At 54.1% G+C, this 23,935-nt stretch carries 25 protein-coding genes; 13 read left to right on the top strand and 12 right to left on the bottom strand.

Going from position 1 to position 23,935, the window contains the following annotated elements; translation table 11 throughout:
• Positions 1-113 precede the first annotated feature (113 nt).
• The gene (gene rpsU / locus B2R48_RS03340) at positions 114-317 is read right to left on the bottom strand and encodes a 30S ribosomal protein S21 (RefSeq protein WP_008891676.1); all 204 of its coding nucleotides are present in this window, start codon (positions 315-317) and stop codon (positions 114-116) included.
• Between the two features lie 361 nt (positions 318-678).
• Here rpsU and B2R48_RS03335 point away from each other — a divergent pair, with 361 nt between their 5' ends.
• The 4 genes from B2R48_RS03335 to B2R48_RS03320 all read left to right on the top strand — a co-directional run bounded on the left by B2R48_RS03335 (position 679) and on the right by B2R48_RS03320 (position 3,660).
• Positions 679-1,089, top strand: coding sequence for a hypothetical protein (locus tag B2R48_RS03335; RefSeq protein ID WP_296997776.1), 411 nt, complete (start codon positions 679-681; stop codon positions 1,087-1,089).
• The gene (locus B2R48_RS03330) at positions 1,082-2,314 is read left to right on the top strand and encodes an HlyD family secretion protein (RefSeq protein ID WP_062956076.1); all 1,233 of its coding nucleotides are present in this window, start codon (positions 1,082-1,084) and stop codon (positions 2,312-2,314) included. The genes B2R48_RS03335 and B2R48_RS03330 overlap by 8 nt, the downstream gene beginning before the upstream one ends.
• Positions 2,315-2,379: 65 nt before the next feature.
• A complete protein-coding gene (gene def / locus B2R48_RS03325) occupies positions 2,380-2,964 on the top strand; it encodes a peptide deformylase (protein ID WP_296997771.1) in 585 nt (194 codons plus the stop codon).
• Positions 2,965-3,660 (top strand): COQ9 family protein, encoded by a 696-nt coding sequence (locus B2R48_RS03320; protein WP_296997768.1) that lies wholly within the window; start codon positions 2,965-2,967, stop codon positions 3,658-3,660.
• 110 nt (positions 3,661-3,770) lie between these two features.
• On the opposite strand, the gene B2R48_RS03315 is transcribed toward B2R48_RS03320, so the two are convergent.
• The 3 genes from B2R48_RS03315 to purE all read right to left on the bottom strand — a co-directional run bounded on the left by B2R48_RS03315 (position 3,771) and on the right by purE (position 6,332).
• The gene (locus B2R48_RS03315; RefSeq protein ID WP_296997765.1) at positions 3,771-4,451 is read right to left on the bottom strand and encodes a thermonuclease family protein; all 681 of its coding nucleotides are present in this window, start codon (positions 4,449-4,451) and stop codon (positions 3,771-3,773) included.
• A 192-nt stretch (positions 4,452-4,643) separates the two neighbouring features.
• Positions 4,644-5,729, bottom strand: a complete 1,086-nt coding sequence (locus tag B2R48_RS03310) for a 5-(carboxyamino)imidazole ribonucleotide synthase (RefSeq protein ID WP_062956072.1) — start codon at positions 5,727-5,729, stop codon at positions 4,644-4,646.
• A gap of 102 nt (positions 5,730-5,831) precedes the next feature.
• Complete coding sequence (purE, locus tag B2R48_RS03305; protein ID WP_008891667.1) at positions 5,832-6,332, bottom strand: 5-(carboxyamino)imidazole ribonucleotide mutase; 501 nt, start codon at positions 6,330-6,332, stop codon at positions 5,832-5,834.
• Between the two features lie 262 nt (positions 6,333-6,594).
• Between purE and B2R48_RS03300 the strand changes: the two genes are divergently transcribed.
• Complete coding sequence (locus B2R48_RS03300) at positions 6,595-7,431, top strand: GGDEF domain-containing protein (RefSeq protein ID WP_296997761.1); 837 nt, start codon at positions 6,595-6,597, stop codon at positions 7,429-7,431.
• 111 nt (positions 7,432-7,542) lie between these two features.
• On the opposite strand, the gene B2R48_RS03295 is transcribed toward B2R48_RS03300, so the two are convergent.
• A complete protein-coding gene (locus B2R48_RS03295) occupies positions 7,543-7,749 on the bottom strand; it encodes a YdcH family protein (RefSeq protein ID WP_062956070.1) in 207 nt (68 codons plus the stop codon).
• Positions 7,750-7,868: 119 nt separating this feature from the next.
• On the opposite strand from B2R48_RS03295, the gene B2R48_RS03290 reads away from it, so the two are divergent.
• Both B2R48_RS03290 and B2R48_RS03285 read left to right on the top strand, forming a co-directional pair.
• Positions 7,869-8,975 carry an ATP-dependent 6-phosphofructokinase gene (locus B2R48_RS03290; RefSeq protein WP_062956069.1) on the top strand — a complete coding sequence of 369 codons (1,107 nt, stop codon included), beginning with the start codon at positions 7,869-7,871 and terminating at the stop codon, positions 8,973-8,975.
• A gap of 27 nt (positions 8,976-9,002) precedes the next feature.
• Positions 9,003-9,467 (top strand): TIGR02444 family protein, encoded by a 465-nt coding sequence (locus B2R48_RS03285; protein WP_296997754.1) that lies wholly within the window; start codon positions 9,003-9,005, stop codon positions 9,465-9,467.
• Positions 9,468-9,479: 12 nt separating this feature from the next.
• Here B2R48_RS03285 and B2R48_RS03280 read toward each other — a convergent pair whose 3' ends face one another.
• Complete coding sequence (locus B2R48_RS03280) at positions 9,480-10,097, bottom strand: UbiX family flavin prenyltransferase (protein ID WP_213473989.1); 618 nt, start codon at positions 10,095-10,097, stop codon at positions 9,480-9,482.
• Positions 10,098-10,212: 115 nt separating this feature from the next.
• Here B2R48_RS03280 and B2R48_RS03275 point away from each other — a divergent pair, with 115 nt between their 5' ends.
• Positions 10,213-10,377, top strand: a complete 165-nt coding sequence (locus B2R48_RS03275) for a YdcH family protein (protein ID WP_081944367.1) — start codon at positions 10,213-10,215, stop codon at positions 10,375-10,377.
• Positions 10,378-10,774: 397 nt separating this feature from the next.
• Positions 10,775-12,670: a propionyl-CoA synthetase gene (locus B2R48_RS03270; RefSeq protein ID WP_296997743.1), complete on the top strand. Its 1,896-nt coding sequence runs from the start codon at positions 10,775-10,777 to the stop codon at positions 12,668-12,670.
• A 103-nt stretch (positions 12,671-12,773) separates the two neighbouring features.
• Here the strand turns inward: B2R48_RS03270 and B2R48_RS03265 are convergent, their stop codons facing one another.
• The 3 genes from B2R48_RS03265 to B2R48_RS03255 form a co-directional block, all read right to left on the bottom strand.
• Positions 12,774-13,586, bottom strand: coding sequence for a DeoR/GlpR family DNA-binding transcription regulator (locus B2R48_RS03265; protein ID WP_213473991.1), 813 nt, complete (start codon positions 13,584-13,586; stop codon positions 12,774-12,776).
• A 166-nt stretch (positions 13,587-13,752) separates the two neighbouring features.
• Entirely contained in the window at positions 13,753-14,433 is a 681-nt protein-coding gene (locus tag B2R48_RS03260) for a DUF1013 domain-containing protein (RefSeq protein ID WP_062956063.1), read from the bottom strand.
• A gap of 300 nt (positions 14,434-14,733) precedes the next feature.
• Positions 14,734-15,741 carry an NAD(P)H-quinone oxidoreductase gene (locus B2R48_RS03255; protein ID WP_249742039.1) on the bottom strand — a complete coding sequence of 336 codons (1,008 nt, stop codon included), beginning with the start codon at positions 15,739-15,741 and terminating at the stop codon, positions 14,734-14,736.
• Positions 15,742-15,801: 60 nt separating this feature from the next.
• Between B2R48_RS03255 and B2R48_RS03250 the strand changes: the two genes are divergently transcribed.
• Together B2R48_RS03250 and B2R48_RS03245 are read left to right on the top strand one after the other, a co-directional pair.
• Complete coding sequence (locus tag B2R48_RS03250) at positions 15,802-16,026, top strand: DUF1192 domain-containing protein (RefSeq protein WP_296997737.1); 225 nt, start codon at positions 15,802-15,804, stop codon at positions 16,024-16,026.
• Between the two features lie 463 nt (positions 16,027-16,489).
• Complete coding sequence (locus B2R48_RS03245) at positions 16,490-16,963, top strand: DUF1465 family protein (protein WP_348657856.1); 474 nt, start codon at positions 16,490-16,492, stop codon at positions 16,961-16,963.
• A gap of 121 nt (positions 16,964-17,084) precedes the next feature.
• Here B2R48_RS03245 and B2R48_RS03240 read toward each other — a convergent pair whose 3' ends face one another.
• The gene (locus B2R48_RS03240) at positions 17,085-18,923 is read right to left on the bottom strand and encodes an adenylate/guanylate cyclase domain-containing protein (RefSeq protein WP_296997733.1); all 1,839 of its coding nucleotides are present in this window, start codon (positions 18,921-18,923) and stop codon (positions 17,085-17,087) included.
• A gap of 256 nt (positions 18,924-19,179) precedes the next feature.
• A complete protein-coding gene (gene rpmE / locus B2R48_RS03235) occupies positions 19,180-19,404 on the bottom strand; it encodes a 50S ribosomal protein L31 (protein ID WP_008891651.1) in 225 nt (74 codons plus the stop codon).
• Positions 19,405-19,677: 273 nt separating this feature from the next.
• On the opposite strand from rpmE, the gene cyaY reads away from it, so the two are divergent.
• Positions 19,678-20,010 (top strand): iron donor protein CyaY, encoded by a 333-nt coding sequence (gene cyaY / locus B2R48_RS03230; RefSeq protein WP_062956059.1) that lies wholly within the window; start codon positions 19,678-19,680, stop codon positions 20,008-20,010.
• A gap of 46 nt (positions 20,011-20,056) precedes the next feature.
• A complete protein-coding gene (locus tag B2R48_RS03225) occupies positions 20,057-21,853 on the top strand; it encodes an ABC transporter transmembrane domain-containing protein (RefSeq protein WP_062956058.1) in 1,797 nt (598 codons plus the stop codon).
• A gap of 226 nt (positions 21,854-22,079) precedes the next feature.
• On the opposite strand, the gene B2R48_RS03220 is transcribed toward B2R48_RS03225, so the two are convergent.
• A complete protein-coding gene (locus tag B2R48_RS03220; protein ID WP_249742041.1) occupies positions 22,080-23,387 on the bottom strand; it encodes a M23 family metallopeptidase in 1,308 nt (435 codons plus the stop codon).
• Positions 23,388-23,935: the final 548 nt, after the last annotated feature.

The following is a 23,935-nucleotide window of genomic DNA, read 5'->3' as shown; positions in this document are numbered from 1 at the left end:
AAAAACCAAACCCGCCCGGATTGCTCCGAGGCGGGTTTGGCGCACGGGTCCGAATTTAGCGAACTAAATTCGATCGTACAGTCACGTTCGAGATACCCCGAAAGTGAAAAAGACTAGAAGCCTTCGCGCTCGATGCGCTTACGCTCCAGCTTGCGGGCACGACGGATTGCTTCCGCCCCTTCGCGAGCTTTCTTCTCCGACGGCTTTTCAAAGTGGCGACGGAGTTTCATCTCACGGAAAATGCCCTCACGCTGCATCTTTTTCTTAAGCGCTTTCAGAGCCTGATCGACATTGTTGTCGCGAACGATTACCTGCACGGAAACCACGCTCCTTTCAAAAAAACAAAAACACCCGGAGTGCGGAATGCCCCCCGGTTGGTTGTATGGCCAAAATGACCGTGGGCTGTATATAGTGCAAAGCGGCGAAAAAGAAAAGAGGGAAGGGGATATTCGCCTTTGGCGTTTATTTGCCGTCCCATGACAAACTCTTTGGGTAACAAAACCGGTTTCACTGTTCTGGTCGCGGCAATATCCGGTGGTGATGATTGTATCGAAAATTTAACCAAAAGTTGTATAATGCTTCGAGATAACAGCGGCTATCGCCTGACCAGGGTCGGGTAAACGACCTGATGTTCCCGGTTCTCCGGGCGGGATCTTTGAGCAGCTCGGAGGAGCAGAAATGGAAGGTGGTCTGCGCGAAACGGCGATTTTACATGCGCCGTTCTTTGTCACTGCCCCAGGTGAAACAGATATTTTGTTCACCATGGTCGTCTGGTTTGTGGTTTTGGCCGTGTTTGGCCTTGGTGCGCTTTATCTGAGCCTGCATTCATTGCCCGAACGGATGGCCCATCACGCCAACCACACGCAAATCCAGCTCATCAGTATCCTGACGCTATTGGCGCTGTTCACCCATAACAACCTGTTCTGGTTGGCGGCTCTTGTGATTGCAGTCGTGCAGGTGCCGGATTTCTATAGCCCGATCCAGTCGATTGCCGACTCTGTCAAAGCCATGGCCCGCAAGAAAGGTGTGATTAACGACTCGGACGGGTCAAGCAATTCTGTGACGCAGGAGGCTTCCAAAGATGTTTGAGCTTCTTCTGTGTTCGCTGTTCACCATCCTGCCCGATTACCTGTTCCGTCGTTACAAACAGGGCAAACGGATCGGAAAGGAAATCACCCTGTTTTCCGTCTGGTACGAGCTGCGCTATGGCATTGTTGCCTGTGCGATCCTGACGATCACGCTTATTGCGACTATTTTCTATTTCCATCCATCGACGGTGAATGTGTCATCGTTCTTCCGAACCGTCACGATCCTGCCGGAAAAAGGCGGGCGTGTGGTCGAGATCTATGTTGAAAATGATCAGGTCGTGGCCGGTGGGGATCCGCTGTTTCGCATTGATAACCGCGTAGAACGCGAAGCCGTTGCCATGGCTGAACAGCGCATTGCCGAAATCCGTGCCCAGATGGATGTCACCCGTGCCGATCTTGCGGTGGCAGAGGGCAATGTCGAACAGGCACGTGGGGCCTATAATCAGGTGCGCGACGAGCTTGAAGTCAAAGCCGATCTTTTGTCGCGCGGGAACAATGCGGTATCACGCCGCGAGGTCGAACGTCTGGAAGTATCCCTGACAACCCGGCAAGGTGGGCTGAATGCCGCACTTGCCAGCAAGACGGTGATTGAAACCAAACTTGAAAGCCTGCTGCCTGCCCAGCTTGCCAATGCGCAGGCCGCGCTAAGGTCAGCCGAGGCAGAGCTTTCCAAAACTGTGGTCCGGGCAGGTGTGGCCGGGAAGATTCAACAATTTGCCTTGCAGGTTGGCGACTTTGTAAGCCCGGTCCTGCGTCCGGCGGGAATTCTGGTTCCGGAAAAGGACGGGGAAACCATCTATCAGGCGGGCTTTGCCCAGATCGCAACACAGGTGGTTAAGCCCGGCGTGATCACAGAGGTGACCTGTGCGTCGCTTCCATTTGAAATTATTCCGATGGTGGTGACGGACGTACAGCCGGTCATCGCCGCCGGTCAGTTCCGGCCAAGTGATCGTTTGCTTGAAATTACCGAGCGCGCACAGCCCGGAACGTTCCTTGCCAAGATGGTACCGCTTTATCCGGAAACGGTCGAAGATGTGCCTTTGGGCAGTAAATGCGTTGCCAATGCCTATACGAACACCCATGACCAGCTTGAAGACCCGGAGATTGGAGCCGGTCGCTGGCTGTTTCTGCATATGGTGCAAACAGTCGGGGCGGTGCATGCGGTATTGCTGCGTGTGCAAGCTTTGATCTGGCCGATCCAGACCTTGGTCTTCTCTGGTCATTAAAGGCTTTGCGGCCCGGGGGCGCATAGGGGCTTTACAGACGGTCGGTTTTGGTTGGATATAGGGCCATGTCGATCCTGAAAATTGCCCGGATGGGCCACCCGGTTCTGCGCCGCGTCGCCGACCGTGTCGAAGACCCGCTTGATCCCGAAATTCAGCGCCTGATCGCTGATATGAAGGACACCATGAAGGATGCCGGGGGCGTTGGCCTTGCGGCACCACAGGTGTTTCAATCATTGGCGATCATGGTCTATTACGTGCCAGCACTTCGCAAAAGCGACGATCCCGATGATGGTGAAGTTCCTTTAAGTGTCCTGATTAATCCCGAAATAGAGCCGATTGGCGATGAAATCGTCGATGGCTGGGAAGGGTGTTTGTCCATCCCCGGCCTTCAGGGGGTGGTGCCGCGATGGAACAAAATCCGTTACCGCGGGTTAAATGAGAAGGGCGAAAGTGTGGAACACACCGCCGGTGGCTTCCATGCGCGGGTTGTCCAGCACGAATATGATCATTTGATCGGGGTGATGTATCCCGAACGTATGGAAGATATGTCGTTGCTTGGATTTAACGAGGAATTGCGCGAAAACCCGCCCGAGACTAACTTTAGGCAGTCGGCGACAACTGACGCAGCATCTGATGACGAGGAGGCCTGAATGTCTGTTACTGAAAGCATGACCCGTCTGCAAGCCCAGCGCGGAGCACTGGTCGAGGCAGCCCTTGAGCATGTGCCGTTTGATGGCTGGACCAAACAGGCGCTAAAGGCTGGGGCAGAGGACCTTGATCTTGCGCCGGGTGAGGTTGATCGTTTGCTGCCCAATGGCATTCGTCAGGCCATCAGTACCTATGTCGAGCTGACGGATCGCAAGATGATGACCGCCCTTGATGAAAAGGGCCTTGAGAACCTGAAAATTCGTGATCGCATTGCGACGGCGGTCAAGACCCGCCTTGATCTGGTTGAGGATCAGAAAGACACCGTGCGTGCGGCTCTTGCCTTTCTGGCCTTGCCACAGAATGCCGCCCTTGGCTTGAAACTAACCCATGGGACGGTCGACAAGATGTGGATTGCAGCTGGGGATACCTCGACCGATCACAACTGGTACACCAAACGCATGTTGCTTGCCGGTGTCTATGGATCGACGCTTGCCTATTGGCTTGATGATACGTCCGAAGGTCACGCCGATAGCTGGGCGTTTCTGGACCGCCGGATTGGCAATGTCATGCAGATCCCGAAAATCACCGCCAAAATTGGCAAGGCAGGCAAGATTGCCGCTGCGCCGTTCAAGATGGGGGCAAAGGTTGCGCGTTGTATGCCAACGCCATCCCGGATGCGTCGTCAGTTTGGTGGCTGATAAACAGCCTTCGACGCCCCTGGAAAACAAAAACGCCACCGTGCATGCCGCAGGTGGCGTTTTGCGTTTTGAGGCACGGAAACTTTTGCAGGCGTTGTGACGGGGCCTGATCAGAAGGTATTGGTCAGGAAGCTCAGAAGCGTCATGTCGGGTGCGTTGGCTTCTTCCATCTCGGAAGCCAGATCGATGGAGATCGGGGTTTCTGGACGTTCCTGCTCACGCGTTTCTTCAAGCATGTTTTCAAGGGCTGTGGCGTCATCGGTTTTCTGAAGGTCATGTTTGACCGGCTTGGCGGCCAGGGCAACCAGCTCAGACGGCGGGGTGCCCATCCAGATGCCCTTTTTGTTGTCCTTGGCGAACTGCTGGTCGTGCAAATAAGTCGCACAGCTTGGATGGCTATCGCAGCTGACCATATCGACCATGGCCCAGCCGGCGCGCAGGATCAGGCGGTTCAGATCATTTTGCCCCATCTGGCATTCGGTCAGCATCGGGAACAGTTGTACATCCGAGACCTGCTGGCATTTGATGGCGTAGTTTTCAATGATGCGATCAAGCGCTTGGGCAGCAGCAGCACCGCACTGGAATTCAACCGACCCGGCCCGGCAGATCATGCCGGGTTTCGGTGCGCGAATGCCAAACAGTTCGACAATCAGATTACCAAAACGCAGCTTGTCGCCTTCGATCACTTCGGGAAAGCCCGCCGCCCCCGGTACCGCCATCGCGGCATTGGTTCGGCTTTCAACAGCGATCAGCCCAAGTGTCAGTGAAAGAATGATCAGAAGCTTTTTCATCACATGTCATCCGTAAAGAGTTTCCTGCCCCTTCAACAGCAAACCGGATGCCAATCGACTGGGCATAAAATGCCAGCCGCGTCATCTTTCGTGTGACGCTTCGTGTAACGTCATGGGAAACATATGAAAAAGCCCCGGATACGTTTGGTATCCGGGGCGGGGTATTAATCAGATCAGCGGGCGGCTGGTGCCTTATTTCGGCAGAACCCACGTCACATGGCCCATCTTGCGGCCTGGCTTTGCTTCGGCCTTGCCATATAGGTGCAGCTTTGCGTTCGGCTCGGTCAAAATTGCCTGCCAGTCATCGATGTCATCACCCAAAAGGTTTTTCATACGCGCCTTGGAATGATGCGCCGGATCGCCCAGCGGCAGGCCACACACCGCACGAATGAACTGTTCGAACTGGCTGGTGACACAGGCATCAATCGTCCAGTGGCCGGAATTGTGCGGGCGCGGGGCGACTTCGTTGACCAGAATGTCACCATCGGTCGTCACAAACATCTCAACCGCCAGAAGCCCGACAAACTCCATCGCACTGACCAGCTTGATCGCGATGTCTTCGGCTTTGCTGGACAGGTCGTCGGCAATTTCGGCCGGGGCGACGGTGACATCAAGGATGTGATTGGTGTGCACGTTTTCCACCGGGCAGAAGCAGGCGGTGTCGCCTTTAACGCCGCGCGCAACAATCACTGAAATCTCGCGCTCGAACGAGATAAAGCCTTCAAGGATGGCCTCGGAACCGTTCATTTCAGACCATGCTTCGCCAAGATCGGTATCTGCGGCAATCTTGACCTGACCCTTGCCGTCATAGCCCATTTCGGTGGTTTTCAGAACCGACGGGCGACCAAGCCTGGCAACAGCGGCTTCAAGGTCGGCGAGTGATCGTACCGCTTCAAACGGGGCGGTACCGATACCATGGTCGTTACAGAACGTCTTTTCACGCAGGCGGTTCTGCGAGATATGCAGGCATTTCCAGCCCGGACGGACCGGCACGATTTCCGAAAGCAGTTTGACACTGTCATGCGGGACGTTTTCAAATTCAAACGTCACAACATCGACATCCTTGGCGAAGGCGCGCAGCGCATCAAGGTCGTTGTAATCGGCGACCGTTGCCTTGGCGCTGACCTGTTCGGTCGGGCTGTCTGCGCCCGGACCAAAAACATGAACCTTATAGCCAAGCTCCGCCGCACAGAAGGCTGCCATGCGGCCAAGCTGACCATTGCCCATGATGCCAATGGTGCTGCCCGGGGCGATGATGCGCGTGTCGAAATCCGTCATGTATTCCTCGATCAAAACTCGCCCATCTGTCGGGCAATCGTCAAATCTGGTGCAATCAAACAAAAACGCGCCCCGTCGGGGCGCCTTTTTCAGATCAGGAGATCAGGGTGCCGGGTCGACCGGCTCGTCTGCGACCGATGCGGTTTGGGCCGCGCGCCAGTCATCAAGGCGGGCTGCAAGGCCATCATCCATCAGCGCCATGATTTCGGCTGCCATTAGACCGGCATTCTTTGCCCCGGCTGAGCCAATGGCAAGGGTTCCGACCGGAACGCCGCCCGGCATCTGAACGATGGAAAGCAGGCTATCAAGGCCCTTGAGTGTGCGGCTTTGAACCGGAACACCCAGAACCGGAAGCGGGGTCATCGCCGCTGCCATGCCCGGAAGGTGGGCCGCACCGCCGGCACCGGCAATGATGACCTTGAGGCCGCGCGACTTTGCCGTTTTGGCATAGTCATACAGACGATCAGGTGTGCGATGGGCGGAGACGATTTTTGTCTCGTACGCGACGTTCAGCGCATCAAGGACATCAGCCGCATTTTTCATGGTTTCCCAGTCCGACTGGCTTCCCATGATGATGCCGATGACCGGGGTTTGATCGCTCATATTGGCGGCTCCGTTTTCGGGCGGTTTCATGAAGGCCCGCATTATATGCAGCAGGCCCTATCATGCAAGCCTGCTTGATGCATTGGAGATCAGCACAAACCGGGAAATCCGGATGCGGTGAAACTGAAATCTTTTATCTATTCCAAGGTATTACGAAACTATACTGGATAGGGATATAAAAATGAGATGAACTGGTTGGGTTTTTGATCTATTATTTACCTTTATCTCATATAACTGTGCAGGTAGCACACGAAGGTCAGACATGAAAGTCACAAGACCAGGATCAACGACACCCTCGATGGGGGGCGGTGATGGACGTTATCCATCAAGCCCGTATGGGATCTTTGCGTATGGCAAGGATGCCGGGCGCCGTCGTGCGCCAAGTAAGGATCATCAAGTCGACATTGATACCAATGATGTGCCAGATAGCGTGGACGAGGCACCCTATCGTACCCTTGATATGGCAAACGTTCTGGGTATACCCGACAATCAGGTGACGCCAGCGGTAGAGCAGGCTATTGGCCGCTTGATGGTGCGCATCAACGGACTTACCGAGAATCTGAGCGATCTGAAACAGCGGCAGGCGCATCTCGCGCGCAATGAAGGCCGCGATACCTTTACCGGTGCCATCAGCCGACCGGCCTTTTTGCAAATCCTTGAAAATGAAATGTCACTGGTCGGTGCGGATCGTACAAGCCGAACGCTGTTGATGTGCGAACTGGCCAATATTGATGATATTCTTCAACGGCATGGACAGGACTGCAAGGAAGGTTTGTTCAATTATGTCCGTCGCATTATGGCCGATTTCATCATGTCGCCGCATCATCTTGGATATCTTGGATGCAATGACTTTGCGGCACTGATGTACAATGTCGACGAAGAAGATATCTGGCAGCGCGTGGACGCCATCACCCGCTGGCTTAATCAGCATCCATATGTGCACAATGACGAACCGATCATGGTCGTCCCCGTTTTTGGTCTGCGCCATGCGCAAAGCGGTGACACGCCCAAATCGGTTTTGATCGCGGCGGACGCGGCCTTGCGTGCGCACAAGGAAATGTATCTGGCACAGCTGACCCGCATTCCCCAGGGAATCTGACAATCCTTTTTCCGCTTAGGGCGTTCATCGCGCGTATGCGTGTTTCCAACTGCAGGAAATGCGGTCAAATCGGTGTGTGCATTTCCGACTGCAGGGTACACGTTTCAGAAATCAGGCGATGATGTCTGGCACCAGCTGCGATTCGACATAAAGGATTTCATCCTTAAGCGCCAGTTTGCGCTTTTTCATGCGGCCGAGTCGCAGCTGATCATGATGTGGCGCCTGAGACATTTGTTCGATGGCCACATCCAGATCACGGTGTTCCTCGCGGAGCGAAAGAAGTTTCTTTTCAATCTCGATCTGATTGATTTCGTCCATTTTTGATCCAGCTTAATAACCAATGCGAGGGGATGGGATAATACCAGATATCATGTTGGCAACCCATAGGATTTGTACCACCCTGTAAAACAATATTGGCACGATTGGGAAGAAAGCAGATGCGGATCGGAGTTTTGACCAGTGGCGGTGATTGTGCCGGATTGAATGCGGTTATTCTTGCTGTCGTCCGGCGTGCTGTACTTGGTTATGGTTGGGATGTTGTCGGCATTCGGCAGGGAACCCATGGATTGATGCAGGATCCGCCCCAGGCGATCGATTTGAATGATCAGATCAACAATGACGGGATGCTGCGCCTTGGCGGGACGATTTTGGGCACTGTGAACAAGGGCGATCCGTTCCATTACCCGATGGCGGATGGCAGTTTTGCCGACCGGTCAAACGAGGTAATAGAAGGCTACCGCAAACTTGGTCTGGATGCGCTGATCGGGATTGGCGGCGATGGCAGCATGGCAATCTTGCATCGGCTGGCCAAAATGGGCGGCATCAATCTGGTTGGGATTCCCAAAACGGTCGATAACGATCTTGCCCAAACAGAGTATTCCATTGGATTTACGACGGCTGTGAATGTTGCGACCGACGCGCTTGATCGCTTGCAGCCAACTGCGGCATCGCATGACCGCATCATGATCCTTGAGGTCATGGGGCGTGATGCCGGGCATATCGCGTTGTTTGCCGGGGTGGCTGGCGGGGCGGATGTGATCCTGATTCCGGAAATGGATTATGATCTGGATGAACTGACCCAGCATTGTCTCAATATTCGCAAAAGTGGCCGAAACCATGCCCTGGTGATTGTTGCCGAGGCCGTCAAACGCGATGACGGTTCTGCCGTCACGGTGGGTGATGATGGTCAGAAAATCCGGTATGGCGGGGTCGGGCATTGGTTGGCCGATGAACTGGGTGCACGGACAGGATGGGAAACCCGTGTTACGGTCCTCGGCCATGTTCAGCGTGGCGGGACACCATCACCACGCGACCGGGTGATTGCATCGGCCTTTGGCGTGCATGCGGTGGATCTGATTGCGCAGCAAAAGTTTGATCGTGTGTGCGCGTGGCAGCAACGCAAGGTGGTCGATGTTGCGATGGAAGATGTTATTGTCGGGCCACGCCTTGTTGATACTGCGGGCACGATGGTCTCGACCGCAAAGGGGCTTGGTGCCTATCTTGGGCATCCGCCCAAAGTCGCCCGAACAGCGAAAACAGTCTGATCATAAAATTATACAAGCAGGTTGGGAATGGATCAGGAAGAAGTCTGGGCCTTTATGGTTGAGATGTATGGTCGTGACGGCGTGGCGAAGCTGTGTCTTGATCTTCAGGAACGTTGCGACCTTGATGTTAACATGCTGCTATTCATGTTCTTTTTGGGTCAAAAGGGGCTCGCGCCGCTCAGTATTTCCTCGCTCGAAGGCGCAGTGCGCGACTGGCGCGAAAACGTGATCAAGCCACTTCGCCACACGCGGCGTCATTTGCGTGATGATCCAAGGGCAAGTGCCCAGGAACTGCGCCAAAAAGTCAAATCAGACGAATTGCAGGCCGAACGGATCGAGCAGCACATTCTTTGCGATGCGGTGGAAACGGTCCCCAGTGACGACCTTCTGGCGCCTGCCCATGCCTATTTGTCACCCAACAGGTTTGAACTTGATCAGGCGGTGTGTGACAAGGCACTTGGCGATTTGACCCGGCTAATGGGGATTGCCTAGTGCCCGATCAATTCAGTTGCGCGTTTTGGGTTTGCCGGTAACAGGGATCGGATTGGCGGCGTCGCTATCGCCCCAGCGCGCGGTTTCTGGCAGATCAATTTCAAACAGATCAAGAACGCGTGCGCAGCTTTGCGTCACCATTTCATCAAGTGACTGTGGACGGGCATAAAATGCCGGGACCGGCGGGGCAATGATGGCGCCGTTTTCCGTGGCCTGTGCCATGTTGCGGATATGGCCGGCATGAAGTGGCGTTTCACGCGCCATAAGCACCAGACGCTTGCGCTCTTTGAGGATCACATCGGCTGCGCGTGCGATCAAATTATCCGCGACTCCGCTTGCAACCTCGGCCAGAGACTTCATGGAGCATGGGGCGATAATCATGCCGCGTGTGCGAAAAGAACCTGATGCAATCGGGGCGCCGATGTCTGCATTTTCGTGGACAACGTTCGCCATCTCCTTGATTTCGCGGATTTTAAAATCGGTTTCATAGGCGATCGTGCGCTCGGCTGCTTTGGAAAGGACCAGATGAGTCTCGGTTGGCGCATTCTTCAGCAGCTGTAAAAAACGTATGCCGTAAATCACCCCGGACGCGCCGGTTATGCCAATGATAAGTCGATCTTTTTGCGTCATACCGTTCCTTACCGGACTGTGTTCCTGTTCACGATCATGATTGAAACACTGGAAATCATGTTACGAAATTAATACCATCTTCTTGTGGGCAATGTCAGAAATAAGGAGTAGGCGAATGAGCGTTCAAAGCCATATCGAAGCTCTTACTGCCAAACATGCTGCACTTGAGCAGGAACTCCACCTCGAGACGCGCCGCCCGGCGCCCGACGATTCCGTTGTCGCAGACATTAAACGTCGCAAGCTTGAAATCAAGGACGAGATAAACCGAATAACCCATTAGCCGTTCGGGCATGGTCAATCGCGTGAGCAAGAACGCGCGATCTGCCACCCGAATGGTTTGACGACCTCACAGATTTCCTAACTCTTGCTTTTGCCGCCTCATACTGTCGCCCACGCATGAGGCGGCATCTTTGTGTATGCACTTCAAAACCATGGGCGACTTCCCACATAAATGTTTGTACTGCGCACGTATACGAATCCTCTGGTGTTTGGGATCAGTCGTGCACCTGATTTGAGTGATTGTAATCCGCAGAATACAAAGGGTTACAGGGCTCTACCAATGTCTAAGGGGTATGCGCAAATTAAATCGGTATTATGATGCCGATTTACATATATAGCGCTACGCAGGCGTCCGGATCTGGACGTCAGACAAACCGCCGCGGGAGGGTTTTTTACCAATGACCGGTCGCTACCAGGAAATCTACGAACGTTCGATCGCCGACAAGGAAGGCTTTTGGGCAGAAGCTGCTGAAAACATTTCCTGGTACAAGAAATGGGACCGTGTGCTTGATGACAGCAACCCACCATTTTACCGCTGGTTTAGCGGTGGGAAGGTCAATACCTGCTACAACGCGCTGGATCGCCATATTGAAGATGGCCGTGGTGATCAGCCCGCCCTGATCTATGACAGCCCGGTCACAAATACGGTTCAAACATTTACCTACACGCATCTTCGTGACGAGGTCGCCCGTCTGGCGGGTGCGCTGCATGCACGCGGCGTGACCAAGGGAGATCGCGTCATCATCTATATGCCGATGATCCCGCAGGCCGCGATGGCAATGCTGGCCTGTGCGCGTATTGGTGCGATCCACTCTGTGGTGTTTGGTGGCTTTGCTTCCAACGAACTGGCAACACGTATTGATGACGCCAAGCCGAAACTGATCCTGACGGCAAGCTGCGGCATCGAGGGTTCCCGGGTTATTGAATACAAACCGCTGCTTGATAAGGCCATTGCCATGGCCAAGCACAAGCCTGACAGCGTCATTCTTTTCCAGCGCCCGCAAAGTGATGCGCTGTTGATAGATGGGCGTGACTATGACTGGGAAGTGGAGTGCGCCAAAGCCGCCCCGTCCGATTGTGTCCCGGTTGACGCGACTGATCCGCTGTATGTGCTTTATACATCCGGCACGACGGGACAGCCAAAGGGCGTTGTGCGTGACAATGGCGGGCATATGGTTGCCCTGCACTGGTCGATGAAAAACATCTATGGTGTGGAAGCCGGTGACGTTTACTGGGCGGCATCCGATGTTGGCTGGGTTGTCGGGCATTCCTATATCGTTTATGCGCCGCTTCTGGCAGGGTGTACGACCGTCATGTTCGAAGGCAAACCGGTCGGGACCCCGGATGCCGGGGCGTTCTGGCGGGTCATTTCCCAGCACAACGTCAAAGTCCTGTTTACCGCACCCACAGCTTTCCGTGCGATCAAGCGCGATGATCCCAAGGCGGCCCATATGGCCAATTACGATCTGAGCTGCCTTGAGGCCCTTTATCTTGCCGGCGAACGATCAGATCCCGATACCCTGCAATGGGCTGAGAACAGTCTTGGTGTGCCGGTGATTGACCACTGGTGGCAGACAGAAACGGGCTGGTCAATCTGTGCAAACCCGCGCGGAATTGAACTGCTGCCGATCAAATACGGATCGCCGACGGTTGCGGCCTGTGGCTGGGATGTTCAGGTTCTCGACGAGGCCGGAAAACCTCTTGAGCGCGGGCAGATTGGTGCGCTGGCGGCCAAATTGCCGTTGCCACCGGGAACACTGCCCACTCTTTGGCAGAACGAGGATCGCTTCAAGTCATCCTATCTTGAAGAGTTTCCTGGCTACTACGCCACTGGCGACGCGGGCTTCATTGACGAAGATGGCTATATCTATGTCATGTCGCGTACGGATGACATTATCAACGTTGCGGGTCACCGCCTTTCGACTGGCGGCATGGAAGAAGTATTGTCCGGTCATCCCGATGTTGCCGAATGTGCTGTGATTGGTGTCCATGATGATCTGAAAGGGCAGTTGCCGCTGGGATTTGTCGTGTTGAAGTCGGGTGTTACCCGCCCGCATGACGCCATTCTGGCAGAAATTGTTGCCATGGTCCGGGATCAGATCGGCCCGGTTGCGGCCTTTAAAAAGGCCACAGTCGTCAACCGTTTGCCAAAAACCCGGTCGGGCAAAATCCTGCGCAAGACCATGCGTTCCATCGCCGATGGTGAAAGCTATAACACCCCGGCAACGATTGATGATCCGGCAATCCTTCCCGAAATCGCCGAGGTCCTCAAAGAGATCGGATATGCGAAATAGATAACCTCTTCATCACCGATGCATACTCCCGCTCCCTTGTTAACGGAGCACCCTTGCACCCGCTTTTGAAATCAAAAGCGGGTGTTTTTTTGCCGTATAATGATCAGTCGTGATCATCGGGAATGACAAAGGTCGGGAAGTCTGTGCCTGCCTCGGGAACATGGAGCGCAACACCAGACTCATCAATGATCTGCTCAATATGGTCGGGTGGCGGGCAGTCGGTGAAGAACGCGCTGACATCGCGGATGGAGCCGCCGCGCACAACCGCGTTGCGGCCAAACTTGGTGTGATCGGCGACCAGATAGGATTTGCGCGCATTCTTGAGAATTGCAGACCGGGCGCGGACTTCCTGTTCATCGAAATCAAGAAGGCTGCCGTCCGGATCAATTCCGCCAACGCCAAAGATACCGTAATCCACCTTGTAGCTGTTAAAGAACGCCTCGACCTCGGGGCCAAGAACATCGCGGTCACGGTTGCGCAGACGCCCGCCAATCAGGGTGACTTCAAAGCTGTCATTGGTGGCCGCGACATAGGCGACATTGAGGTTATTGGTAAAGATCCGAAGGTCTCGATGCTGCAGCAATGCATTGGCGACCAGTTCCGGCGTGGTACCAATCGAAAAGAACAGGGATGCTCCGTTGGGGATCTCGCGCGCGACAAGGGCGGCAATCTTGCGCTTGTCATTGACGTTGAGGACCTTGCGGGCCCGATACGCGATGTTTTCATGTTCAAGCGCGGGTTCGACACCACCGTGGCGACGACGTAGCAAACCCTCGTCACACAGGGCATTGACGTCACGCCGGATGGTCTGTGGGGTCACATCAAAGCGTTCAGCAAGCTGTTCGATGGTGCGGAAGCCGTCTGCACGGACAAGTTCGACGATGCCGGCCTGGCGTTCGGTTGGACGTTTTTGCATGGAAACGTTTCTTCGGTGTTGTTCGTTCGAAAAGCTGGCGAATGGTATGTGGCATCCATGTCGGTTGCGTTACCGTTTCGCGGCAATACTATGAAACAAACCTTACGCGCGGGATGCGTAATCGGGAAATAAAAAGGCCGCCCAACGGGCGGCCCTTTGAATTTGATCAGGATTTGAAGAGGTTTTCTGCCGCTTCCATATAATCGGAAGTTTTCGGCTCTTCTTTCTTCTCTTCGCCTTTCTTGCCCGGATAATCCGGTTCCGGATTGATCTGGAGTTCTTCGGGCAGCGGATCCGGCTCGACATCCTTGGCGATTTTTTCCGGGTTCTTCGAGCGCGCGATCACAACCTGCTTTTCAAGGTCAAGCTCGGTGCAAAGACCCATGGTAACCGGGTTACGCGGCGCAAGGTTTGCTGAATTCCAGTGCGTCCGATCACGGATCTTGCCAATGGTGTCCTTGGTGGTGCCAATCAGCTTGCAAACCTGTGCATCGGAAAGTTCCGGATGGTGTTTGAGAAGCCATGCAATTGCATTCGGGCGGTCCTGACGTTTCGAGACCGGGGTATAGCGTGCACCCTTTGCCTGCGCGCGCGGGCGCGGCAGATCAGATTTCGCCATTTTCAGCAGTTCGCGCGGATCTTTTTCGCAGCGTTCAATTTCTTCTTTGCTCAGCTGACCATTGGCAACCGGGTCAAGACCAACGATACCCTGGCCAACATCACCATCGGCGATAGCCTGAATTTCAAGTTCATGCAGCTCGGTAAAGGCAGCAATCTGCCGGAACGACAAGCCGGTATTGTCGATAAGCCATACAGCGGTTGCTTTGGGCATGAGGGGCTGTGCCATATTTCCTCCTGTTTCCTTCTTTCTCTCTGGAGACCGGCAATGGGTATAAGGCCCAAAAAGCGCGGGAATGTTTGCCCCAGAATATAATCTCTTTTGGTGGTCCGGCAATGCAGCAAGGTCAACCACAAGGGTTGCTGCGCATCATCGGACCCGCCATTGCGTTCTTTTCGATCAATGTGCGGGTAAATGCAACAATCTGTTGCAGCGTTGCAAAAAGAATATTTCTTTTCGAACTGCAAGCATACTCATGTTGCCATGGATTGGTCAGATAAAAGATATCAGACCTTCGTCCAAATGCGATCAGTCGACTTCAAGTATCACTTTTCCGATGTGTGCGCCACCCTTCAATATGGCGTGCGCTTCCGATGCTTGATCAAGCGGTACGGTCTTGTAAATCACCGGTGCGATTTTGCCCGCCTCAATCAGCGGCCAGACCTTTTCGCGCAGGGCATTGGCAATTGCCGCCTTGTTGGCAACGGGCTGTGCACGCAATGTCGACCCCATGAGAGTAAGGCGTTTCAGCAACAGGGGCGTAAAATTGGTTTCCGCCTTTGGTCCGCGCAGAAACGCGATGATCAGGATGCGTGCTTCAAACGCCGCTGCCTTGAAATTGCGACTGACATAATCACCTGCGACCATATCAAGAATAACGTTCGCACCTTTGCCATCCGTTGCTGCCTTGACCTGCTCGACAAAGTCTTCTGTCTTGTAATTGATGGCGACATCCGCACCAAGGTCACGACATGCCTGACACTTCTCTTGCGATCCTGCGGTGGCGATGACTTTGGCGCCGAACGCCTTGGCAAGTTGTATGGCGGTAGTGCCGATGCCCGACGTCCCTCCATGCACCAGAAATGTCTCGCCCGTCTTCAGCGCCGCTTTGTCGAAAACATTGTGCCAAACGGTAAAAAAGGTCTCGGGAAGCCCGGCGGCCTGCGTCATCGTAAGGCCGTCGGGTACAGGCAGGCATTGCGCTGCTGGAACCGCTGCATATTGCGCGTAGCCACCCCCGGTGACAAGCGCGCAAACCTTATCGCCACATGCCCAGTCAGTCACATTTGAACCAATGGCGACAATCTCGCCTGCCAATTCAAGACCGGGAATTTCCGAGGCCCCGGGCGGCGGTGGATACATGCCGGCAACCTGCATCAGGTCAGGCCGGTTCACGCCACTGGCCGCGACCCGTATCAGAACATCGTCAGGTCCATAGTCCGGTAATGCGATCTCTCCGACAACGAGTGCGGGTTTGTCGGCATCTTTGGTAATCTCGACGGCTTTCATACGAGCTGGAAAATCTGCGTTGGACATAAAAGGACCTCATTGGCGAAGACTGCGTTTAATACCTATCTAGGGCTTGTAGGAAATTCAATGACCGAGCCTGGCCGGAAACAATGGAGGATGATCGTGGACGAAGAAGATGGCGCAATCTTCAAGGGTGGTGAATTTGGCCTGCCGCGTAATCTCGAAGGAATGTCAGTCGACAACCTAAAAGACTACCGCGCCGCACTGGAACGCGAAATTAAACATGTGGATGAGGCGCTGACGCATCGCAAAGGCGCAGTTGCAGGTGCCGAAGCGCTATTCAAAAATTGAAACGAGGGCGAACGGCATCGCGACCACCTTCCAAATACTAGACGTGAGGATGATTTTTTTAAACCTGGGGTTAATTGAAAATTAAACTTGCCGTCTTATATGTGGATTAGAGGGTCATCTGATGGCCCCCTTGTCGAACGTGATGTTTCGATGCCTCCCTGTTAAACTGAGCCGCCCTTTTCAGGGCGGTTCTTTTTCTTTTTTGCTTTCTACTCAGTTATTTAAACGTGCGATGCGCGTTTGTTTGGTCGTGTTTGGTGCACCTTAATCCGCAAAATAGTACGGGTTAATACGTATTGTCACATTTGTGCCATGAATAGCCTTGACCGCTTGTAAAGCGCTGGCTAAAGTTCGCACACAATAAAAACAAAACCAAAAAAAGTCCGGCAAGTTTAGCAGGTTGAGGTGAGACCGCCCCGAAAGAGGGCGGTCTTTCTATTTGTGCGCTTCCTTCCTTGAAGCGATGTATGATCTTCCCAATATATTCAAGATGACGTACGAGCATCCACCGGCGTCCGACCCGACGTCGTATCATGGCAATTTCTCGGTTGTTCATTTTTCGCGTACCTACGATGAAGCCTTTACATTGTTGGTAGAGGCCCGAAATTACCTTTCGGCACATCGGGGGCAAAACAGGCGAAATAGCAGCCGTGAAGCTGCTGCACAATGCGTTGAAGAGATGCGCATGACCACGCGGTTGATCCGGGCAATGGCGTGGCTTCTTGCCGTGCGTGCCGTCGAAGAAGGCGAAATTGCGTGGTGTGATGCGGTGGACATCGATGACCTGATGGTTGATATCCGCATTTGTACTGCAGATTCCCATGAAGAATGCGGCTTTCTCTCGCCAGGGCTTCTTGATTTGATGGGCAGAGCACATTCACTTTACATGCGCGCTGCGCGCATGGAGCTGCAGGTTGCCGCCAGCTGCAATAGCTAGGCAAACGGCTTTCTTTCCCCGGATATGATTGTCGTGAAAGTCAGATACAGCAGCAGTGCGGTTTGGCCGTGGTCAGCATTTTACCAAAACCACTGGATGTCTTGCAGAATTGCCGGTTGGCTTAGGTCCGGGCCTGAACTTGGAAAACCTCAATCGGTTCTGAAAAGCCCTTCATCTGGCGGGTGCCCTGTGAAACGAAACTCGCCCGGCTGCCACTATACGTATTTTTGACATTCTCCGACACGAGCGTTTCGTCGCCTCCTGCTTGTGCGCAGACACGTGCGGCAAGCTGCACCACACTGCCAAACAGGTCATTTTCTTCGGCAATGGCTTCACCGGCATTGATACCAATGCGGATCTGGAATTTCAGGTCCTGGCTGGCATTGTGCGAGGCCATGTTCTTCTGGATTTCAATTGCTGCCTCAACAGAGCTTGCCGATGACGGGAAGACGGCCATGATACCGTCACCCATATGTTTGACTTCCTTGCCATAATTGTTGATCAGGGCAGTACGCACAATCTGGTTGTGGATATGCACCATTTGCTGCGCGCCATGATCACCCAGTTCCTGGGTTTTGGCCGTGGAGTTGACAATGTCGGTGAACATCAACGCATGAAGCTTTTTGCCGGCGGCGCCTTGCGGACCCGCAGCGGGTTTCTCACTCCATTCGGCAAGCGCCTTGGATACCGATGAATTGATGCTCTTCTCATCCTTGATATAGGCATCCATGGACTGGCGGCCAGCACCGTACATATCCTTGTATTTTGGCTCAAGGATATAGGCATCAACATTCTTGCAGAACGTATCGGCCATGCTCTTGTTCGCACCAAGCGCTGAAATGCAGTCGCGCAGGATAATGCGCCCGTCTTTTTGATCAAGGGCGTGCTTTTCGCTACACGCGTCACATGCCCCGGCAACATACAGATTGACGCCAAACTTGTGATAGGCGTCCAGCGATGGCACTGTGCGCTGGATTGCTTTTATCGAACCCGTGATGAAATCACGCATCTGCTCGCGGGTGGCGCGAATTTCGCGCGTTTCGACCATTGGCTTGTCAGGTGTATCGTCGATCGGGGCTTGGGGCTCTTCTTGTTGCTGTTCGTCAGTTTGATCGGCTGAGGCTTGCGTATCATCAGCGGTTTCGCCGCCATCCTCACGTTCAATCTCTGCCGCCATTTCGGCTGCTGTCTTGCGCCGGGCGTCAGGGCTGGAGCCTTGTGCACCACCCTTGCTCTTGCCAGGGCGGGTCGCTCTGGTCTTGGTCGGGTGCGCGAAAGAACTGGATGCTCTGCGGGCGCGGCCCTTGAACTTTTTGGTCAGCGCCATCAACATCGGGACGACGCTGGCCAAAAAGCCAACGGTAAAGGACAGGAAGTTGATCTTGTCGTAGAAGCTCTGACTGACGTTAAGTCCCATTCCCGGCAGGAATTCCAGTCCTTTGGCGGCAAGCAGCATGGTTGCAAGACCCACTGCGATCGCAACACAAAACGCCACCAACATCTTAAGCCCCAGACCAACCAGACTTTGGCTTTCAGCCAGAGCATTTGACGGTCTTGCTGCTGAGGGCTTCTTCGCGGCAGCCGGTGCGGAGTTGCTTGCGGTGTCTTCTGGTTTCTCAGCCTGTGAAGGCGAGGGGGCTGGAGAATGGGTTGGACGTTGTGCTTTTGGTTTTGACGCGGAAGGACGCTTTGGCTTTGCCTGCGGGTTGGTGTTTTCCAGATTACCCTGACCGCGCGTCTCGTAGACCACATATTCGTCGGAACTGTTTGTCGCGTGGTTATAAACCTCGCGAATAACCTTAACACCCGACACGTGATTTGCGCGTTCGATCTGTTTGGCTTCTTCTTCGGCCTGCTTTTTTTGCGTACCAGTAAAGTGGCCGTGGATCTGCCACCGGCCTGAACGGTCTTTAACATAGACCTCGTAGCTAACCTGGTTACGTGCCGTCACTTGATTCATGTAAGAGCCTGGTGATGCGTTCAAGCAGGACCGGACAGCAGAATCGAAGCTGCCTTATCCTAACGAAGGGGATTATGGCAAAAAAATGCCAAAACCACCATCACATATGCTCCATAACTTCTAATAGTTGTTTCAACTATAGTTTTTTATCGTTATCAGCTATGCAGATTCAGGGTTTAGACAAAGAAAAACGCCCGCGGCATCAAGAAGATGCGACGGGCGCTGATCCCACAGAACACAAGAACGTGTTCTTTGCTTAGTTGCCGATATTGAAACCAGCGAAGCGCTTTTTGAACTTAGCAAGCTGCCCGCCGCTGTCCAGAAGACGGTGAACACCAGTCCAAGCCGGGTGGCTTTTCGGATCGATGTCGAGCTTCAACACATCGCCCGGATTGCCCCAGGTCGACTGCGTGGTGAAGGTGCTGCCGTCAGTCATCTGAACGGTGATCTCATGGTAATCGGGATGGATATCTTTTTTCATCGCCTATCACTCCGGAATTTGAAGCGCGGTGTATAGTGTAAAAAATCGGCTCGCGCAACCCCTGTAACCGGTAATTATCCGATTAACGCCAAATGAGGGGAGTGCAGTAGCGATCTGGCGGTCGTTTAGCAGTGCTTGGCCCGTGTTTCAAGCTTTTCTCGCAACCGTGCTTATGCATACTTGCACAGGTCACTTTATATAGTATGGTGCGCCAACAATTGATTGTCGCCTTGCCGGGGCGTTTGACCCCGATGACAGACGGAGAACAAGACTGTGGCCCTTGAGGAAACCCGCTTCCATCAGATAGCAGACGAGACCATTGAAACGCTTTCCGACGTTATTGACGATGCATTGGGCGATGACCTTGAAGTCGATTTGCAGTCGGGCATCCTGACCATCGAACTCGATTCGGGCGAACAATTCATCATCAACAAGCATGGTCCCAACCGTCAGGTTTGGTTGTCTTCACCGGTCAGCGGCGCAAGCCACTATGACTTTGATGAAGATAACGAAACATGGACCTCGACGCGTGGCTCGACCACGCTCAATGATCAGCTCTCTGCCGATCTTGCGGTCAAAACCGGTAACAAACTTGATCTTGGCTGATCACTGATTGGCCGCGTGGTTCCCATTGCATATGGAATAAAGTGCCTTGGCGCGTACACCGACTTCTTCTGCAAAACTCATCGATCGTGAAACCAGCCGGAACCTTTCGTCGCTCCGCGCCATTGTTCCTTTCGTCACAAAGTATCGTTTGCAGTTGATTGGGGCGTTGATTGCACTGGTAACCGCATCGGGGACGGTGCTGGCGCTTGGCAATGGTCTGCGCATGCTGGTCGATGAGGGCTTTGCCGAAGGCGACGGCGCACTGCTTGACCGCGCGTTGTTTGTCCTGTTTGCGGTCACGCTTCTGCTGGCAGGTGCCAGCTATATGCGGTTCTTCCTGGTCTCCTGGATCGGGGAGCGCGTGGTTGCCGACATTCGTTCGGCGGTTTATCGCCATATCATCCGACTGGATTCGGCCTTTTTTGAAGTCACCAGAACCGGTGAGGTGCTCTCGCGCCTGACAACGGATACAACGCTGCTGCAATCTGTCATTGGCTCAAGTGTCTCGATTGCGTTGCGCAATGCGTTGATGTTTGTCGGCGGCCTGACGATGCTGGCGATCACCAGCCCCAAGCTCACAGCCTTGGTCTTGCTGGTCGTGCCGTTGGTGGTGATCCCGATTGTTGGCTATGGTCGTCGTGTGCGTCGCCTGTCGCGCGAATCCCAGGATCGTGTGGCAGATGTCAGTGCCTTTTCAGAAGAAACGCTGAACGCACTGCGAACTGTGCAGGCCTATACCCACGAAGAAATCGAAAGCAAACGTTTCAGCGGTCATGTCGAAGGCGCATTCAGAACAGCTGTCGCACGCATTTCCGCCCGCGCACTTCTGACCGCCATCGTCATTGTCATGGTGTTCGGGGCGGTCGGCACGATCCTGTGGATCGGCGGTCATGATGTCCTTGACGGTACGATTTCAGCCGGTGAGCTTTCGGCCTTTGTTTTCTATGCTGTGGTCGTTGCCGGATCGGTTGGCGCGATCAGTGAAGTCGTCGGCGACCTGCAACGTGCGGCTGGTGCGGCCGAACGGCTTGTCGCGCTGCTATCGACTGAACCAGAAATCAAGGCGCCGTCAAATCCGGTTGCGATGCCCGTACCCCATCAGGGGCACGTCAATTTTGAAAATGTGACCTTCCACTATCCCGCGCGCCCGGACCGTTCGGCCCTTGAAGGGCTCAGCCTATCGGTCAAGCCGGGTGAAACAGTTGCACTTGTTGGTCCGTCTGGTGCGGGCAAGACCACTGTCTTCCAATTGCTCCTGCGGTTCTATGATCCGGCAAGCGGTGTCATCCGGGTAGACGGGGTGGATATCAAGACAGCCGATCCTGTCGCCGTGCGCGAACGTATCGGTCTGGTGGCACAGGATCCAGTGATCTTCGCCGCCAATGCATGGGATAATATTCGCTATGGTCGCCCCGATGCGACCGATGACGACGTCCGTGCCGCTGCCGATGCAGCGCATGCCAGCGAGTTTCTTGATCGCTTGCCCGATGGTTTCAATACGTTCCTTGGAGAAAAGGGCGTTCGCCTGTCGGGTGGGCAACGTCAGCGCATTGCGATTGCACGTGCGATCCTGCGCAATCCAACCATCCTTCTGCTTGATGAAGCCACAAGTGCGCTTGATGCCGAAAGTGAACAGGTTGTGCAAAAGGCGCTTGAAACCATCATGACCCAGCGCACGACGTTGGTGATTGCCCATCGTCTTGCCACGGTGCAGCACGCAGATCGTATTGCCGTGATTGATGATGGCAAACTGGTTGCGGTCGGGACACATCAGGAATTGCTCGAAAGCTCTCCGCTCTATGGCCGTCTTGCCAAGCTGCAGTTCGCCCGCGACGCTGCCTGATCAACGCCAACGCTGTCATCTGTTCTCGCAGAGTACCGTGACGTTTCGGTATTTTGTCTCTATTGTGCCGCCTGCAGCATGGTCGTGAGTTTCTCCCATGCGAAAGCCCCGGTAACATTCCCCGCCAACAGCAGCGCGAAAACCCGGCTTCCCGATTGTCGGTTTCCTTGCAAAACAAAAAACCCGCCACATGGGCGGGTTTTAAAGCAATGTTTGGTGCTCGATCTTACTCAGCACTCGCAATCTTGCGGTTGCTGATCGCAAGCTCGGCATATTGTTTCCGAAGGCCGTCGGAGTCTGCCAAGAAGCGATCCAGTTCATCCCCCTTGAGCGTCTTGCCACTCGGCATTTTGATGCGGATCGGGTTGACCTGGGTGTTGTTCTTCAGGATCTCGTAATGCAGATGCGGGCCGGTCGAGCGACCAGTGGTACCGACATACCCGATCACATCCCCCTGCTTGACGCGCGATCCCTGTTTCAGGCCCTTGGCAAAGCCGTTCATATGGGCATAGGCGGTGTCATAGGAATCATTGTGGCGGATCAGGATGTAGTTGCCATAACCACCATTGCGGCCGATCTTGGCAATCGTGCCATTACCAGCGGCAAAGATCGGGGTGCCGGTCGGGGCAGCAAAGTCGATGCCTTTGTGCATCTTGGTGTAGCCAAGGATCGGGTGCTTGCGCTTGCCGTACCCTGAAGACAGGCGCGCACCGTTGATCGGTGTCCGCATCAGTGCGCGGCGATAGGACTCACCCTTCTGATTATAGAAGTCGGTCTCGCCATTGCTGTCGGTATAGGAATAAAGCCGAACCTCATGACCGCTCAGTGTCATGCTGGCATAAAGTACATCGCCAAAGCGAACCCGCTCACCGGCATCATTGTTGAGTTCCTGATACATGACTTCAAAGCTGTCGCCCGGCTGGATGTCACGCTGGAAGTCGACCTCGTAAGAATAAAGCTCGATCAGGTCCATCAACACCGGGATCGGAACGCCATTGCGCTCGGCGGCCAAAAACAGGCTCTGCTCAATCGTGCCCGAAGCAACATTACGCGCGGGAGTCAGTTCGATTTTGTCCGAAGAAGCCTGATAGCCGTCATCAGTACGCGAGACCGAAACAATGGTTTCCGGGTCCGGCTGGAAGCTCAGTTGGTCAAGAAGTTCGATATCGTCCTGGGCGTCTGCTGCGTATACAAGATCGAATTCCTGTCCGGCGCGCAGTTTGCGCGGATTAAAGACATCGCGCAGCGCTTCAATTGCATTATAGGCAGATGTGCGCTCAAGGCCGGTGGCGGTCAGTGTCGCCATCAGGTTCGATCCCTGTTCAAGGACGACCGTTTCACGGCGCGGTTCAATGTCGGGAATACTGGCAGTCTCGGTAATAGAGGCATTGCCGTCCATGTCGAGGCTTTCGGCAGCGCTGGCAGACAGGGCCGTATCCGAGGCGTTGGAATAATGATCGGATAACAGATATCCGGTTGTTCCCCCCAGAATTACCATCACAGTTGCAATAGAAACCAAGTCTCTTCCGGCCATTGCCGTAGAACTCCCCTAAAAGCCAATAATCAGTCTACCCGGACCGTTGCTCTTTCCGGCAACATCGTCTCAAACCTTATACATAAAAGATTTGTCGATGTGAAACGCGAATTGCCGCGGGTAAATTCGGAACCCGTCGACACCATAATGGCGCGATTTCCTTTACGAACCGTTGAAGGACTCCTGCCGCCTTAGGTGCGATGGGCGGCGATGATGTGCCAGCCCAGAATGGCAAGAACAAGGCAGGCAAAAACGGACTGTAATCTTCTTCACCGGGACAGGCGGGTGATGTCTGAAGTGACACATAATATATGTATCTCGTTTCTAATGCCTCATGGGATTGGGCTTTTGGTTCCTTACACGGGTATCCGGGGCGCTGTGAATTCCTCTGGATGCAAGTTTGCGTGGTCCAAGTTGGCGGTCTGTTTCTCAACCACTGGATGATGGCCGAAATCCCCCGGTTCCGTACCGTTTGGCCTGTTTTCACAAATTTGTATTTTTCTGTCATTTTTTTCCAAAAAAGGGTTTGACAGTTTTGGGAGTGGGGC

Origin of the sequence: Thalassospira sp. UBA848 (genome assembly GCF_002295455.1) — a bacterium.
Lineage (GTDB): Bacteria > Pseudomonadota > Alphaproteobacteria > Rhodospirillales > Thalassospiraceae > Thalassospira.
The sequence above is the reverse complement of the archived record's forward strand: the minus strand, read 5'-3'. Positions and strand labels throughout refer to the sequence as shown.